This is a genomic window from Paenibacillus amylolyticus (genome assembly GCF_036894225.1).
In the GTDB taxonomy this organism is placed as follows: Bacteria; Bacillota; Bacilli; order Paenibacillales; family Paenibacillaceae; genus Paenibacillus; species Paenibacillus amylolyticus.
The window spans coordinates 6,412,234-6,426,411 of sequence record NZ_CP145892.1; the positions used below are offsets into that span (position 1 = coordinate 6,412,234).

Consider the following 14,178-nt stretch of genomic DNA (forward strand, 5'->3'; position numbering starts at 1 on the left):
GATCCGGTTTTTGCGTATGCTGAATTATAGCTAAACAGACAGCTTCAGCTGATCATCAGTATTAAACGAACTTATTATCGATCAATCGTGATACGGAACTATTTTAAAGTCACTACCTTGCATTAAACAGTACTGGATGCTATGATGAATTCACCACTACTGAACAATATACACTAGCATTAAATGAAGCTACTAAGGAGGAACCTGTGTGAATGTGAACATCCAGTTCAAAAAAGGAGTATTGGAGCTGTGCGTCCTGGTATTAATTAACCGCCAGGATCGGTATGGCTACGAACTGGCTCAGGCGGTCTCCAAACATATCGAAGTTGCTGAAGGTGCACTGTATCCCTTGCTTCGCCGGCTTGTGAATGACGGTTACTGCACCACCTATCTTCAAGAATCAACTGAAGGCCCGCCGCGCAAGTATTACCGGCTATCCGATACAGGTCGCGACTACATGACGGCACTGACGACAGAATGGAATGAATTTGTGCGCAATGTCGCAAATCTGATTGAGGAAGGAATCCCCAATGAATAGACAACAATTTATGAAAGCCATGGAAATTCATCTACGGCCGATGGACCCATTCGAACGGGCTGAGTTGCTCGCCGACTATGATCAACATTTCGAGCTTGGACTACGAGAAGGCAAGCTGGAAGAAGAGATCGCTCGGGAACTCGGACAGCCGGAAGAAATCGCCAAGGAAGCACTCGGTGATCGTTATGACATGCATACGCCGGGTTCAGATGCGTTCTATGCACCGACGTATCGCGAGATGCGGTCACCCAGAAACAGCACCAGCGCCACTCGCAAATTTTTCAACGCCATCGGCCTGTTGTTCCTGAATCTGATCCTTGGCATCCCCCTTGGTCTCATGATGTGGTCGGTATGGCTTGTTATTGCCAGCCTTTCCTTGCTGGTAGTGGCTCCTGTAGCAGCAGTTGTGGACTTTGTATTCCTGGGCCAACTCGATAAACCGGAAATTTTCGTTGGGATTGGCGCTTTCGGGGTCGGTATTTTGTTTGCCATCGCATCGAAGTATGTCTTTAGAGCCTTCAAAATCGTCACTCTTCAATATATTAGATGGAATAAAAACACGATGAAAGGAGATGTTTCCGCATGAGTACCAAAAAATGGCTTGCGCTTGCCGTGATATGTATCGGAATAGGTTTGCTCGGGACATCCATCTATGGCGTTCAGTTCGGGGATGAACGGGAGCATTATTCCAAACGATGGGATTTCAAAGCAGATGAATTGCAGAACATTATCATGAATGCTAATTTCAGTGCAGATATTGAATTTGTCATAAGCCCCGATTCGAATGGTTATATCGAAGTGGATGGTAAATGGGACCCTGCCATAGTCAAAAGCTTCGAACAAGCCACCTTATCCAAAGGCACATTCCAACTGGCTCAGACAGCACGTGAACGATTGCAATTTTTCACCTTGTACTGGAATGATCAAGACTCCACAATAACCGTTGCTCTGCCTGAAGGACACCAATTAAATGAGGTTAAGCTGGACTCCTCTTCAAGTGAATGGGATCTGACAGGTCTAAATGCCAATCAGCTTGAGCTGAACAACACTTCAGGTTCCATACGTCTGGAAAACATCAAGGCGCCCAATATTGAATTGGTTCTAACTTCTGGCGACATTAACGCTTCCATGATTAATGGAGACATGACCGTGAAACAGACATCCGGAAGTTTTACGGCAGATCAGATTGCCGGTCATGTAAACAGTAAGATTAAATCAGGAGATATTGAGATTACTGAATTAAACGGCGCAGCTGATGTTCAATTCACTTCGGGTAGCATTCATATTGAACAGTCCCATTCCGCCCCGATTAATGCGTCTGGAACATCAGGAGATATTTTCATTCAAGCTGCACCTGATTTTGACGGAATCTACGACGCTAAGGCTACTTCCGGAAGTGTCGATGTACCTGAATCGCCAATGGTGAGCCGGGAAGTGATCAAGGCCCGTACTTCTTCTGGCAGCATCGAGATTACCAAATAGTGATGAAGCCAATTTCCGAACTGTGGGTAATAATAGTATAATTGAATGCTAGTCCATTTCTAAGGAGGAATTACTCACATGGAACTTAAAAATAAAACAGCGATCATCACAGGTGCCGGAAAAGGTATCGGCCGTGCGATCGCTGAAGCTCTTGCCAAAGAAGGAGTGCACCTCGGCCTTATTGCACGTACCGCTTCCGATCTTCAGGCTCTGCAACAGTCTCTGAGTCAAGAATACGGTGTGAAAGTAACCAGTGCTGTAGCAGATATCTCGGATCGCACGCAGGCCGAAGCCGCTGTAGCAGCCATCGAGATGGAACTCGGTGCGGTGGATATCCTTATCAATAATGCGGGGATCGGAAAGTTCGGGACGTTCATGGAGATGGAGCCGGAAGAGTGGGAGCGCATCCTGCATGTTAACGTTATGGGTACATATTACGTTACACGCGCTGTCCTTCCGAGCATGATCAAGGAAAGTAGCGGCAGCATTATCAATATTGCTTCCACTGCAGGTGAACGCGGATTCGCTACAGGTTCGGCATACTGTGCATCCAAGTTTGCATTGCTCGGTATGACTGAATCTCTGATGCAGGAAGTGCGCAAGTCCAACATTCGTGTAACGGCACTGACTCCAAGCACCGTTAATACGGAGCTTGCGACCAATGCCGGACTGAAAATTGGCGACGAAGATCGCATGATGCAAGCGGAAGATGTAGCTGAACTTGCACTCGCAACGCTCAAGCTGTCCGACCGTGTCTTCGTTAAAACAGCAGGCATCTGGACGACTAATCCACAATAGACAGGTGCTTCTGACCTTTCTAAGGAATCTCTCGCACCTTATTGTACTCTTTTGCAGGAAATAAGAAACGTAACGAATCACTGCGAGGTTATTTCGCCAGAAGTCTGTGGAATGTAGCCAAATTACACACACAGCAGTGAAATAAAGCGTCTGAGATTCGTTACATCTCGATATCTGCTTAGAATCATCTAATAGGGTTCGCTCAGTTCGTTAGAAATATAAAAGGACGTTTCCCATTGTACATGTATGCAGGTTCGCATGTTCATGACTTGGGAGCCGTCCTTTTTGTATTTTACAAATGATCCAGACCCAATTCTTTGGACACCGCAATGAGCACCACCGCAGGCTCCTCACCGATATTGGTCACTTCATGGGGCACGATCGCATTCCAGGTAAACGAATCACCCACTTCAAGAACTTCCACATCTTCGCATTGCTCCGCACGAATCTTGCCCTGCAACACCAGATGGCTCTCTTCTCCCGCATGTTTGCTTACCCCGGTCGATGCACCTGGCGGCAACTCCACAATGGACATACGCATCGCACCTTTGGCTGTAAGCTGCTGCACTTTGATCTGTCCGCTTCCGGCCGTTGTTTCCTTGCGCTCGTTCTTACGTACCACATTCATCCGTTGCTCCGGTGTCAGCAGCAAATAGGGAAGTGGCACTTCCAGATAATCCGCAATACTTTCCAGCGTAGCAATGGAAGGTGACGTTTTGTTATTTTCTACGTTGCTGATAAAACCTTTGGACAACCCCGTTCCCTCACACATCTGCATGATCGTAATCTGTTTCTGTTTACGGATCGTACGAATAGCCAAGCCAATATCCATATCGCGTCCCTCCCTTCTATTGATTTTTAAACACTAGACGTCCGCTTCGCTTCTTCAGGTTATCTATTCGGCGCTTGCCTCAACAAATATAATTCGGTTGCCAAACGGATCAGTCACGGTCATTTCTCTTGATTGCCAAGGGGTCTCCTCTATACCGGGTCTCGCATGTTTGTACTCTTTCTGACGAAGTGCATCATGGAATGTATCCAAGTTATCCGTCTCCACGCGCAAGGCAGCTCCAGGTGTACAATCTCCATGATGTTCGGAGAGATGAATCACGATGGAATCGAGTGAAATCTGCATATATAAGGGCATATCTTGCTCAAATCGATGTTCCCAATCCAATTGGAAACCCAGGTATTCAAGGTAAAACTCTCTCGCTTTATTTTCATCAAATATTCTCAAAATAGGCACGATACTTTTTAACATCCTGATCACGTCCTCGGGAATAAGATATAAACCATTCGCAGCGGCATTTATTGTAGAACCATTCAAGATTTTTTATAAACAACATATATTCATCATACAAAAAAAGTATTGACCCTACAATGAAACCATGATAAATTTTGTTCATAAATAAGAATATTTATTTCATATTGGTGAACTTTATTGTCAGAACGATATATTTAACTCATTCCTCTTCAGGTGGTGTTTTTAATGAATTCTCCTTATATACATGAAGTCCGATTACCGTCTCATTACAATCCAGATCAACGTTATCCTGTCATTTTCGCCTTACATGGCATGGGATCAGATGAGCAAGATATGCTTCGTTTGATGGAGCCTATGCAGTCTGATTTTATTATCGTCGCCATCCGTGGACCTATCGTTCAGGGTAGTGGTTATGCTTATTTTCAGATTAAAAGCATTGGCAACCCCATCCGTGAATTGTATGATGCCTCCGTTCAGGGACTGCAACAATTGATTGTTGATCTGTCCGCCAAATATGCTATTGATCCCACACGGCGTTATATCGCCGGATTCAGCCAGGGCGCCATTATGGCGATGACTTTATCGCTGGTGATGGGAGATGCGATTAAAGGCATTGTAGCGATGAGTGGGTATATCCCGCAATTTGTGAAAGACGAGTACAAGCTGCAACCCGATTCGGAGCTGTCTGTGTTCATCTCGCATGGAGATCAAGATCATCTATTCCCGTTACAACTGGGCGAAGATAACGCCAATTTCTTCCGTCAACACACCAATCACGTCACATATGTACCTTACAACGGTGGACACCAGGTGACCCCCGATCTATATCAAAAATTTCAACACTGGCTTCGGACGGATGCAAATCTGACTACCGAAGACCCGAAAGGACTGAATTCATAATGATGCCATCTCTTTTTATTGCTCACGGTGCCCCATCACTGGCACTAGAGGAGAATGTGTACACCGAATTTTTGCAAAAACTTGGACAGGAACTGCCGAAACCCAAAGCAATCGTGTTATTCTCTGCTCACTGGGAATCCACAACTCAGCTTGTATCCTCGGTAGCCAACTATGAGACCATTTATGATTTCGGCGGTTTCCAGCCCGAGCTGTATCAGATCAAGTACCCGGCTCAAGGACAGGCAGAAACCACTGCGGAAGTGGAGCGCCTATTCGCAGAAGCTGGGATCCCGGTACAAACGGATGATGTTCGTGGCCTGGATCACGGCGCCTGGGTCGTTCTACGCCTACTCTACCCGGATGCGGATATTCCTGTAATTGCCTTGTCCGTGAATCGCTATCTGACAGGTGAGCAGCAATATCAGGTTGGACAGGCACTCGCTTCCTTGCGTGAGCAAGACATTCTTGTCATTGGTAGCGGCGGAACCGTCCACAATCTACGTCGATTGAACTGGGAAAGTGACGGCGTTGACCCGTGGGCATCAGAGTTCGATAACTGGCTGCATGACAAGCTGGTGAGTTGGGATACGGAGTCTCTCTTCTCCTATGATAAACTGGCACCTTCAGCTCAAGCCGCCGTGCCTACGCCGGAGCATTTTGTACCGCTGTTACTCGCCATGGGTGCGGGAGATCAGAACAAACGTGCATCGCTCCTGTTTAAAGCCTATCAGTATGGCAATCTGAGCTTGTCCTGTTGGAAGTTTGATTAAAGAGGACTATGTAAAACGAACTAAAGTATTTACACTCGCTACTCCGATGACAGAACAACCTTCCGATCGCTGTTATCCCCAGATTTTTTTATTTACTTTATATAAAGGTGAAAATCTGGTGATAAGCGTATGCTTCCGATGTAGCTTTCTTGCAGAAAGCTTTTAGGCGAACACTTCGCTTCTTCAGGTTATTTCTGCCCTCTACGTTTTCGTGTAAAAGATTAGTTTCATTTATAAAGCAGATTAAAAATGTAGCGTGGGTTACAGGGATCATTCCTGTTGCTCACGCTTTATTTGTTGTTAAGAGTGACTGCCATGATGGATGTACATAATCGATTGTGATGGAGCTAAGTGTGCTGATATGCAACAACCGTCCTTGAATAATGAGACCATTGTAGTATGAAAGCAAGGACTCCGGTTTCTTGTGTGCTTTTCCGGATTATAACTATAATATGAGGTGAAATTAGAATCAGTTTGCGCGCATATCACTCACCATATTATCTGAATAGTTCATACGGAGGGAATTAGATGCCAGAACAGCGTATATATGAATTGATGGAAGAACTGGATATGTTGCTGGAGGAGAAGGTACAAGATGAGGAGAACCGGGAGCTCTTGGAGGCATATCGCGAGTTTGAAGGCGTGACGGATGAGCAGCTCGACGCATTCGAGCGTGAACAAGGTATTCGATTACCTGCTGATTTTCGTGCGTTTTATAAACGTAAAAATGGGAGTGGTTATGGCTTTCACGTCTTGTACCCAAGCCTTGAGGAAGGACGGGAATCCGAGCCATTTTACCTGTTATCCCTGGAAAAAATCCAAAAGGAGCAGTACACGCTGGTGGAGAACCGCATGGATGATTATTTTACCGAAGAAGAGATCCGTGAGCTTGATCCCCGAATCAAACCCTACCTTTTTCAAAAGAAATGGATCACGTTTGGCATGCTTGGAGGTGGTTCGCTGTATCTGATGTTCGACTTTGATCCGACAGAGCAAGGAACGGTTGGACAGATTATTATGTACGTGCATGACCCAGATTTTGTATATTATGTCGCTGGGACGTTTACGGAACTATTGGAACAATCCAACCGCAATTTACGTGCCTTGGAAGCCATTGAGTACTGAAATGCGCATAATGATATGACCTTTTTTGCATAATGCTGGGATATGTCAAAGCGGTTATAATAACATTTAGTGGAAATGCACATGCTGTATAGATAAGACTGCCTTTTCTACACCTAATACATTGATCTGGGAGGAACATACGAAGTGGCTGAACAACCGAAGTCTGAGAGCTTTATGTCTCTCATCAAAAAAGGAAACACATCCTCCGCCGTAGCGATGGCAGGTAATGCTGTTCTTGCTGTGTGCAAAGGGGGAGCCTTCCTATTCAGTGGCAGTGGTGCCATGTTCGCTTCGGCGATGCATTCACTCGCTGATGCCATTAACCAAGGGTTTGTCTTTGTCGGAAGTGTGTTGTCCGAGAAAAAACCTACACGCCGCTTCCCGACCGGATTCGGACGGGTCATTAACATTTTCTGTATGATCGCCGTTATTGTTGTTACCATTATGGCGTATGAAACGATCCATGAAGGCATCCATCTTTTGCAGCATCCTGTTGGTCATACCGGTGGTCTCTGGATTAACATCGGAGTGCTTGTTCTGAACATTGTCATTGACGGGGCCATCCTGATCAAAGCCATGAAGGAAATTCTAAAAGAAGCACGCGCACCCAAAGCCGCCGGATTTGCCTTGGTCCCTGCTGCCATTAAAAATGTAGGCCGTGCTGCGCCACCAACCCGTCTCGTATTCTACGAAGATGTTGTAGCAGTACTCGGTGCTCTGCTTGCATTGATCTCTGTCGTAGTAATTGCATTGACCAACTTTGCATTGCTCGATGGCATTGTGACAACGATTATTGGATGTCTGATGATCGCTGTAGCCTTCCGTGTCGGTTACGATAATATGATCGGATTGATCGGTGTTGCGGCTCCGCAGGATATTGAGGACAAAGTGTCCCAGACTATTCTCGCAGACACACACGTTGCTGACATTCAGATGATGCGTATCATTCAGGAAGGCCGTTATTATCATGTCGAAGGTCTGATTGAGTTGACCAAAGGACTCAGTCTTGCCGATGCGGATGACATCAAGTTCCGTATTCAGGAGAAACTGATGACAAACCCCGACATCGCCGACGCTGCCATCTCCATTATTGAGGATGACGGTGTGAACAGCTGGGGCAAGAAACATTCGGATGTGGTGAAATAACAAGCTTCGTTTTGGATGACTCAGCTTTACCATTCAGTAGTTGCTCAATTTAAGTTTAACTGTTGAATAAACAATCAACGAATCGTATATTCTTAATAACAGATCTCGCCCGCACCTCTGCTTATGCATGTGGAACAGGGCGAGACATTTTTGCGTTATGGGGGTATTTTCCTTGCCAGATGATGTTCAGCTACGTGAAATGAAAGCGCATACTACATATGAAGAACAGCTCGAAAAGTTTAAAAACCGAAAAATGACAATTGAAAATGATGTAGAAGCAATTACAATCCTGAAACGCATTCACTATTACAGGTTTACTGCATATGCCTTAACTTTTAAACAGGATACCTCGGACAACTACATTGAAGGAACGACTTTCAACAAAGTGTATAAGCATCATTTGTTTGATGCAGCCCTTAGAAATCACTTTATGAAGATTGTCGAGTACATCGAGATTGCCTTAAGATCACAAATTCCATACAAGCTCGCCCACAAGTATGGTGCTCTTGGATATACGAATGCCGCTAATTTTTCTAAAATTCAATTTCACCAACGCTTTATGGAGGATTTGCAAAAATGCATTCAAAAACAGCACAAAGAAGTGCTTATTGCTCATCATAGAGAGAATTACCAAGATAGATATCCTATCTGGGCGGCCTTTGAAGTTAGTACAATTTCTATGATGTCCTCACTCTATAAAAATTTAAAAACGTCTGACAAAAAATCTATTGATCGAGAATACTACCCTTCTCGAAACATAAGTTATAGGGAACTTGAGAACTGGTTCCACGTCTTAACTGTTTTTAGGAATAGATGTGCTCACTACAGCAGACTTTTTAATTATAGAATCCCTGTTACCATAAGATACACACGAAATGATGAATTATTAGGCTTAGACAAAGCCTTTCTTTTTGGAGCTATCTACAATGCGAAGTACCTGATAAAGGATAGAACAATCTGGGATAGTTGGGTGACTGAGCTATCCTCATTAATCGAAGCTTACACTATAGTTGATATATCCCTTTTGGGATTCCCTACAAACTGGGAGCATCTGCTACGAAAGCAATGATAATTCTCTCTTGCAACATGCAAGCCTAAATCACATTTTTCTGTGTAACTTGTTCACCACCGTTTGGCACAGATTGTTTGCATGAAAAAACGACTGAGTATCTTTCGAACCTAGACTTTGGTCTAGGTTCATTTTAACTCCAAAGACGGAGGATAGAGTTTTCCAGTTCATGGTATGCTGTGAATAACGAAAGTAATTGCTCTACATACAACCGTTCGGAAAATTGATCTTGTATTAAGAAGGAGAGATATTATGGCTAAACGTACGATCCTTGCGCCTGTTCTCATTTTGCTGGGCGTGTACCTGATTCTGAACCAGGGAGGTTCACTCGGTCCGGGTACAATCTTCGCTACATTCTGGCCCACGTTATTCGTGATCCCACTCGGGCTGTTCTTCCACTGGCTCTACTTCTCCATGATTGGCAGAGGTGTTGGACTACTGGTTCCTGGTGGCTTGTTGCTCACGGTTGGTATCGTCTGTCAGATCGCTATGCTGTTTAACAACTGGGGTACGATGTGGCCGGGCTTTATCCTGGCTGTTGCTGTTGGTTTGTTCGAATTGTATTGGTTTGGTGGTCGGAACAAATGGTTGCTGATCCCCATCAACATTCTAACAGTTATATCGCTGCTGTTCTTCGCTGTGATGTCGATTGGCTCGATGCTGAGCAGCTTGAGCTTTATCCAACCGTTCGTGGCAATTGTGTTGATTATGGGTGGGGCATGGATCATGGTGGGTCGCAAAAAACGCATGTAGTGGCAATTATATAAGATGAATGGGGTGCGATTAACTGAGTCACTGCGGTGACAGCACAACTTCGGATCGCTGTTATCCCCGGATTTTTTTGAATCCCATCTAGCAATGGGAAAATCCGTTGATAAAGGCGACCGCTTCGCTTCCTTCGTTTGTTCTGTCCCCTCCGTTAACGTGTGATCTTAAATGTTCATCTTATATGGCACTTCAAGCGCTATTGCTCTGAAGTAAGTAATAAAAAAGGGGTGCTGCTCGTCATTCAAATGAAATGACGAGCAGCACCCCTTTTTGTCTTTTTTGCAATCTAACGAAATGTGCACACGTTATTACCTCTTATTTGCTATGCATTTTAAACTCCAGGAATAGGTCGTTATAATGTGAGAGCATTTTTTTGCCCAGATTATCGTAGACCTCCAGCTTTCCTGTCAGTGTCTCGTCCGGGTAGAAACGTTCATCCTCCGAGATGTCCTCTGGCAGCAGCTTAAGCGCCTCGGCGTTTGGTGTGGAATACCCGACATACTCGGCATTGCGAGCGGCATGATCCGGGTCCAACATGAAGTTGATAAACTGGTGTGCCCCTTCAATATTACTCGCCGTCTTCGGGATAACCATGTTATCGAACCAGAGGTTCGAGCCTTCTTCTGGCACCATGTAATCCAGCTTGTCGTTCTCATCCATAATCTCGGATGCATCCCCAGACCACACGAGTCCAACCGCTGCCTCCTCGTTCGCAAGCAGCATCTTGATCTCGTCTCCGACAATTGCTCTGACGTTTGGCGTCAGTGTAGACAGCTTCTTCAGCGCTTCTTGCAAATGGTCTTCGTTGGTATCATTCAGAGAATACCCAAGACTGTTTAATCCCATCCCAATGACTTCGCGTGCGCCATCAAGGAGCAGGATTTGGTTTTTCAGACGCGGGTCCCACAGGTCGTTCCAGCTATCAAACGTCAACCCATCCACCAGTTCAGGATTGAACACAACCCCCACTGTTCCCCAGAAATAAGGGATCGAGTACTTGTTGCCTTCGTCAAAGGACAAGTCCAAGAACCGCGGATCGATGTTGCTCAGGTTAGTCAATTTGCTTTGATCAATTGGAACGAGCAGGTCTTCCTCTTTCATTTTGCTAATCGCATATTCGGAAGGAATCGCCACATCAAACGTAGTACCGCCCTGCTCAATCTTGGTCAGCATCGCTTCATTGGAATCAAACGTCTGATAGATAACCTTAATGCCAGTCTCGTCCTCAAATTCCTTGAGCAGATCGGGGTCGATATAATCGCCCCAGTTATAGATGGTCAGCGTGTTGCCGCCAGAATAACCCTGACTCTTATTCAGATACGAAGCCAGGATCATCAGGGCAAACGCGGCCACAAAAACAATCGCAAATGTCCGTACCAGTTGCTTCATGGACGCAGCCCCTTTCCTCCGGGTGGTATCCGTGTTGCACGGCGGTTAATGAAGTAATATCCAACCACCAGCAGCACCGTGAGCAGGAACAAGAGGGTTGATAGCGCGTTGATTGACAACGATACACCCTGCCTTGCTCTGGAGTATATTTCTACAGAGAGTGTGGAGTATCCATTACCCGTGACAAAGAATGTTACTGCAAAATCATCGAGCGAGTACGTCAATGCCATGAAAAATCCGGCAAAAATACCCGGTTTCACGTATGGCAGCACCACACGCGTCAGAATCTGCCATGAACCAGCACCCAGATCGCGTGCCGCGTCCATCAGAGTTGGACTCATCTCCTGCAGCTTCGGCAGTACCATGATCACGACAATTGGTACGCTGAATGCAATATGAGACAGCAGAACCGAAGTGAAGCCCAGTTTGATACCAATCATGGTGAACAGGATCAGGAATGACGCACCAATGATGACATCCGGACTAACGATGAGCACGTTATTGAGTGACAGCAGCGTGTTCTTGGTCCGTTTGCGACGCACATGGTAGATCGCAAGTGCTCCTGCTACACCAAGGATCGTCGAGATCGCTGATGACAGGAGCGCGATGATAAATGTATTCAGCACAATGATGAGCAGCCGAGTATCAGCAAACACCTCTTTGTACCATTCAAGCGTGAATCCTTCGAAGCTGCGCATGTGGCCGCCACTATTGAAGGAATAGAAGATCAGATACGCAATCGGTGCGTACAATATGGCGAATACAACGGCTAGATAGACGTTAGACAGCTTTCCGTTTCTTCCCATTACGCACCTCCTTCTTGCCTGATCCAGTCAGGAACATAATAATCGCCATCGCAATAATCAAAAAGACGGCAATCGTTGAACCCATCCCCCAGTCCTGGGTGACGAGAAAATGCTGTTCGATCGCTGTTCCCAGCGTAATTACACGGTTCCCCGCAATGAGGCGGGTAATCATGAACAGAGACAGCGCAGGAATAAATACAGCCTGACAGCCTGATTTCACTCCACTAATCGTCAGTGGAAAGATAACCCGGCGGAATGTCAGCCACGATGAGGCTCCCAGATCACGCGCCGCATAGATCAACGATGGATTCATCTCTTCCAGCGCATTGAAGATGGGCAGGATCATGAATGGAATGAAGATGTACACCGAGACAAAAATAAAGCTGAAATCGGTGAACAAAATCTGCTGTGTACCAATACCCACCACTTCAAGCAGGGAGTTGGTCAGACCGTACGTTCCGAACAGGCCGATGAAGGCGTACGCTTTTAGCAAAAGATTGATCCAGCTTGGCAGAATGATCAGCAGCAACCATAGCTGCTTGTGCTTCGTCCGGGTCAGCATATACGCCGTCGGGTAGGAGATGAGCAGCGAGAACGCCGTAATCAGAAATGCATACCAGAACGAACTGAGCGTCATCTGCAAGTACACCGGTGTGAAGAATCTGGCGTAGTTGCCAAACGTGAAGTTACCCTCCACATCGAAGAACGAATAATAGATGACCAGCAGAACCGGCGCCACAACAAACAACACCATCCATAATACATATGGAATCAGATACGCATTGCGTGTGCTGGCCTTAGTCTGCATGAGCGGCCTCTTGGTAGGCTTCGAGTCGTTTGTCGAACTCTTCTTCGGTCTCGTTAAAGCGCATGACGTGTACCGCTTCCGGGTCAAAATACAGTCCAATCCGTGCGCCTACAACGGCTTTTTTGGTTGAATGAACAAGCCACTCATTGCCCGCATCATCGTACGTGGATATCTCGTAATGCACCCCGCGGAATAACTGGGAGTCCACATTAACCTTGAGCTTGCCTTGGTCTTCGGTTGTAATCTCCAGATCCTCTGGGCGAATGACAATCTCTACCGGCTCGTCCCGCTGGAGACCCTGATCGACACACTCGTGCTGTGCGCCAGCGAATTCCACCACAAAGTCCTGCTTCATTTTGCCTGATACAATGTTCGATTCCCCGATAAAGTCTGCCACAAAGCGGTTAATTGGCTCATCATAGATATCATTCGGTGTACCGCTCTGTTGAATCACACCGCCATTCAGGACAAAGATCTCATCCGACATCGCCAAGGCCTCTTCCTGATCATGTGTAACAAAAATAAACGTAATACCCAGTCGCTGTTGCAACTCGCGCAGCTCGTACTGCATTTCGGTCCGCAGCTTCAGATCAAGTGCCGAAAGCGGCTCGTCCAGTAGCAGAATTTCAGGTTCGTTCACAATGGCGCGTGCAATCGCGACACGTTGTCGTTGTCCGCCGGACATTTCGCCAATTTCCCGGTTTTCATACCCGGATAGATTGACGAATTTGAGGGCTTCCAACACTTTGCTGCGAATTTCAGCCGTTTTCATCTTTTTGATCCGCAAACCAAAAGCCACGTTCTCAAATACATTCAAATGTGGAAATAACGCGTAATCCTGAAATACGGTATTCACCTGCCGTTGGTGAGCAGGCACCCGGTTGATGAGCGCACCGTTAAAATAAATACTGCCCTGTGTCGGCTCCGCAAAACCGGCAATCAGCCGCAATATCGTTGTTTTCCCGCAGCCCGATGGGCCAAGAAGCGTATAAAATTTACCCCGCTCAATCTCAAAGCTGACCGCCTTCAATACGGCTTCATCCTGATCGTATTGCTGAGTCACCGCTTCGAAGCGGATAATCGGTTGTTGTTCTGACATGCTTCACATCGCCCCCTTATACTTGAGGTACCTCTTAAGTCTGTACACTTTTCGTTCATGCATCCTTATAGATAACCCATCTATTATATATGATTCAGGTATATCCGCAATGGTTTTGATGTAAACGCCGCGTGTCATTTCTTCTTATTTTCAAAAATTCTGCATACATTACGGGTAATGTCGATAATACGTACCCATATGGAGTAAATGAAGGAT

Annotated in this window: 16 protein-coding genes; 10 read left to right on the forward strand and 6 right to left on the reverse strand. The window is 46.0% G+C overall.

Annotated features, from left to right (window positions below; genetic code table 11):
• Window positions 1-208: 208 nt before the first annotated feature.
• The 4 genes from V6668_RS28200 (at window position 209) to V6668_RS28215 (ending at window position 2,818) form a co-directional block, all read left to right on the forward strand.
• Window positions 209-538: a PadR family transcriptional regulator gene (locus V6668_RS28200; protein WP_036612821.1), complete on the forward strand. Its 330-nt coding sequence runs from the start codon at window positions 209-211 to the stop codon at window positions 536-538.
• On the forward strand, window positions 531-1,124 hold the full coding sequence (locus V6668_RS28205) for a DUF1700 domain-containing protein (protein ID WP_076328700.1): 594 nt from the start codon (window positions 531-533) through the stop codon (window positions 1,122-1,124). The genes V6668_RS28200 and V6668_RS28205 overlap by 8 nt, the downstream gene beginning before the upstream one ends.
• Entirely contained in the window at window positions 1,121-2,020 is a 900-nt protein-coding gene (locus tag V6668_RS28210) for a DUF4097 family beta strand repeat-containing protein (RefSeq protein WP_076328699.1), read from the forward strand. The genes V6668_RS28205 and V6668_RS28210 overlap by 4 nt, the downstream gene beginning before the upstream one ends.
• A gap of 78 nt (window positions 2,021-2,098) precedes the next feature.
• Entirely contained in the window at window positions 2,099-2,818 is a 720-nt protein-coding gene (locus V6668_RS28215; RefSeq protein WP_036612827.1) for a 3-ketoacyl-ACP reductase, read from the forward strand.
• A 292-nt stretch (window positions 2,819-3,110) separates the two neighbouring features.
• On the opposite strand, the gene V6668_RS28220 is transcribed toward V6668_RS28215, so the two are convergent.
• Both V6668_RS28220 and V6668_RS28225 read right to left on the reverse strand, forming a co-directional pair.
• Window positions 3,111-3,650, reverse strand: a complete 540-nt coding sequence (locus V6668_RS28220; RefSeq protein WP_017691808.1) for a helix-turn-helix domain-containing protein — start codon at window positions 3,648-3,650, stop codon at window positions 3,111-3,113.
• Window positions 3,651-3,713: 63 nt separating this feature from the next.
• A complete protein-coding gene (locus V6668_RS28225) occupies window positions 3,714-4,079 on the reverse strand; it encodes a glyoxalase superfamily protein (protein ID WP_076328698.1) in 366 nt (121 codons plus the stop codon).
• A gap of 228 nt (window positions 4,080-4,307) precedes the next feature.
• On the opposite strand from V6668_RS28225, the gene V6668_RS28230 reads away from it, so the two are divergent.
• From V6668_RS28230 to V6668_RS28255, 6 genes are all read left to right on the forward strand, one after another.
• Window positions 4,308-4,982: an alpha/beta hydrolase gene (locus tag V6668_RS28230; protein ID WP_076328697.1), complete on the forward strand. Its 675-nt coding sequence runs from the start codon at window positions 4,308-4,310 to the stop codon at window positions 4,980-4,982.
• A complete protein-coding gene (locus V6668_RS28235) occupies window positions 4,982-5,752 on the forward strand; it encodes a class III extradiol ring-cleavage dioxygenase (protein ID WP_338707232.1) in 771 nt (256 codons plus the stop codon). Before V6668_RS28230 ends, V6668_RS28235 begins: the two co-directional genes overlap by 1 nt.
• Before the next feature lie 528 nt (window positions 5,753-6,280).
• Entirely contained in the window at window positions 6,281-6,877 is a 597-nt protein-coding gene (locus V6668_RS28240) for an SMI1/KNR4 family protein (protein WP_036612838.1), read from the forward strand.
• 144 nt (window positions 6,878-7,021) lie between these two features.
• Window positions 7,022-8,023, forward strand: a complete 1,002-nt coding sequence (locus V6668_RS28245) for a cation diffusion facilitator family transporter (protein WP_143781100.1) — start codon at window positions 7,022-7,024, stop codon at window positions 8,021-8,023.
• 172 nt (window positions 8,024-8,195) lie between these two features.
• Window positions 8,196-9,092 (forward strand): Abi family protein, encoded by an 897-nt coding sequence (locus V6668_RS28250; protein WP_036612840.1) that lies wholly within the window; start codon window positions 8,196-8,198, stop codon window positions 9,090-9,092.
• A gap of 252 nt (window positions 9,093-9,344) precedes the next feature.
• Complete coding sequence (locus V6668_RS28255) at window positions 9,345-9,845, forward strand: hypothetical protein (protein WP_036612842.1); 501 nt, start codon at window positions 9,345-9,347, stop codon at window positions 9,843-9,845.
• 330 nt (window positions 9,846-10,175) lie between these two features.
• Here V6668_RS28255 and V6668_RS28260 read toward each other — a convergent pair whose 3' ends face one another.
• From V6668_RS28260 to V6668_RS28275, 4 genes are read right to left on the reverse strand one after another with little or no spacing between them, the layout of a single operon-like run.
• Window positions 10,176-11,249 carry an ABC transporter substrate-binding protein gene (locus V6668_RS28260; RefSeq protein ID WP_338588967.1) on the reverse strand — a complete coding sequence of 358 codons (1,074 nt, stop codon included), beginning with the start codon at window positions 11,247-11,249 and terminating at the stop codon, window positions 10,176-10,178.
• A complete protein-coding gene (locus V6668_RS28265) occupies window positions 11,246-12,055 on the reverse strand; it encodes an ABC transporter permease (protein ID WP_036612847.1) in 810 nt (269 codons plus the stop codon). Before V6668_RS28265 ends, V6668_RS28260 begins: the two co-directional genes overlap by 4 nt.
• The gene (locus V6668_RS28270; protein WP_017691799.1) at window positions 12,030-12,863 is read right to left on the reverse strand and encodes an ABC transporter permease; all 834 of its coding nucleotides are present in this window, start codon (window positions 12,861-12,863) and stop codon (window positions 12,030-12,032) included. Before V6668_RS28270 ends, V6668_RS28265 begins: the two co-directional genes overlap by 26 nt.
• A complete protein-coding gene (locus V6668_RS28275; protein ID WP_036612848.1) occupies window positions 12,853-13,962 on the reverse strand; it encodes an ABC transporter ATP-binding protein in 1,110 nt (369 codons plus the stop codon). The genes V6668_RS28270 and V6668_RS28275 overlap by 11 nt, the downstream gene beginning before the upstream one ends.
• Window positions 13,963-14,178 lie beyond the last annotated feature (216 nt).

Bases quoted from the DNA above. Each gene is read 5' to 3' on its own strand.
- V6668_RS28225 (WP_076328698.1), bottom strand. From the start codon at position 4,079: ATGTTAAAAAGTATCGTGCCTATTTTGAGAATATTTGATGAAAATAAA.
- V6668_RS28205 (WP_076328700.1), top strand. From the start codon at position 531: ATGAATAGACAACAATTTATGAAAGCCATGGAAATTCATCTACGGCCG.
- V6668_RS28235 (WP_338707232.1), top strand. From the start codon at position 4,982: ATGATGCCATCTCTTTTTATTGCTCACGGTGCCCCATCACTGGCACTA.
- V6668_RS28210 (WP_076328699.1), top strand. From the start codon at position 1,121: ATGAGTACCAAAAAATGGCTTGCGCTTGCCGTGATATGTATCGGAATA.
- V6668_RS28270 (WP_017691799.1), bottom strand. From the start codon at position 12,863: ATGCAGACTAAGGCCAGCACACGCAATGCGTATCTGATTCCATATGTA.
- V6668_RS28215 (WP_036612827.1), top strand. From the start codon at position 2,099: ATGGAACTTAAAAATAAAACAGCGATCATCACAGGTGCCGGAAAAGGT.
- V6668_RS28265 (WP_036612847.1), bottom strand. From the start codon at position 12,055: ATGGGAAGAAACGGAAAGCTGTCTAACGTCTATCTAGCCGTTGTATTC.
- V6668_RS28260 (WP_338588967.1), bottom strand. From the start codon at position 11,249: ATGAAGCAACTGGTACGGACATTTGCGATTGTTTTTGTGGCCGCGTTT.
- V6668_RS28220 (WP_017691808.1), bottom strand. From the start codon at position 3,650: ATGGATATTGGCTTGGCTATTCGTACGATCCGTAAACAGAAACAGATT.
- V6668_RS28275 (WP_036612848.1), bottom strand. From the start codon at position 13,962: ATGTCAGAACAACAACCGATTATCCGCTTCGAAGCGGTGACTCAGCAA.
- V6668_RS28255 (WP_036612842.1), top strand. From the start codon at position 9,345: ATGGCTAAACGTACGATCCTTGCGCCTGTTCTCATTTTGCTGGGCGTG.
- V6668_RS28240 (WP_036612838.1), top strand. From the start codon at position 6,281: ATGCCAGAACAGCGTATATATGAATTGATGGAAGAACTGGATATGTTG.
- V6668_RS28230 (WP_076328697.1), top strand. From the start codon at position 4,308: ATGAATTCTCCTTATATACATGAAGTCCGATTACCGTCTCATTACAAT.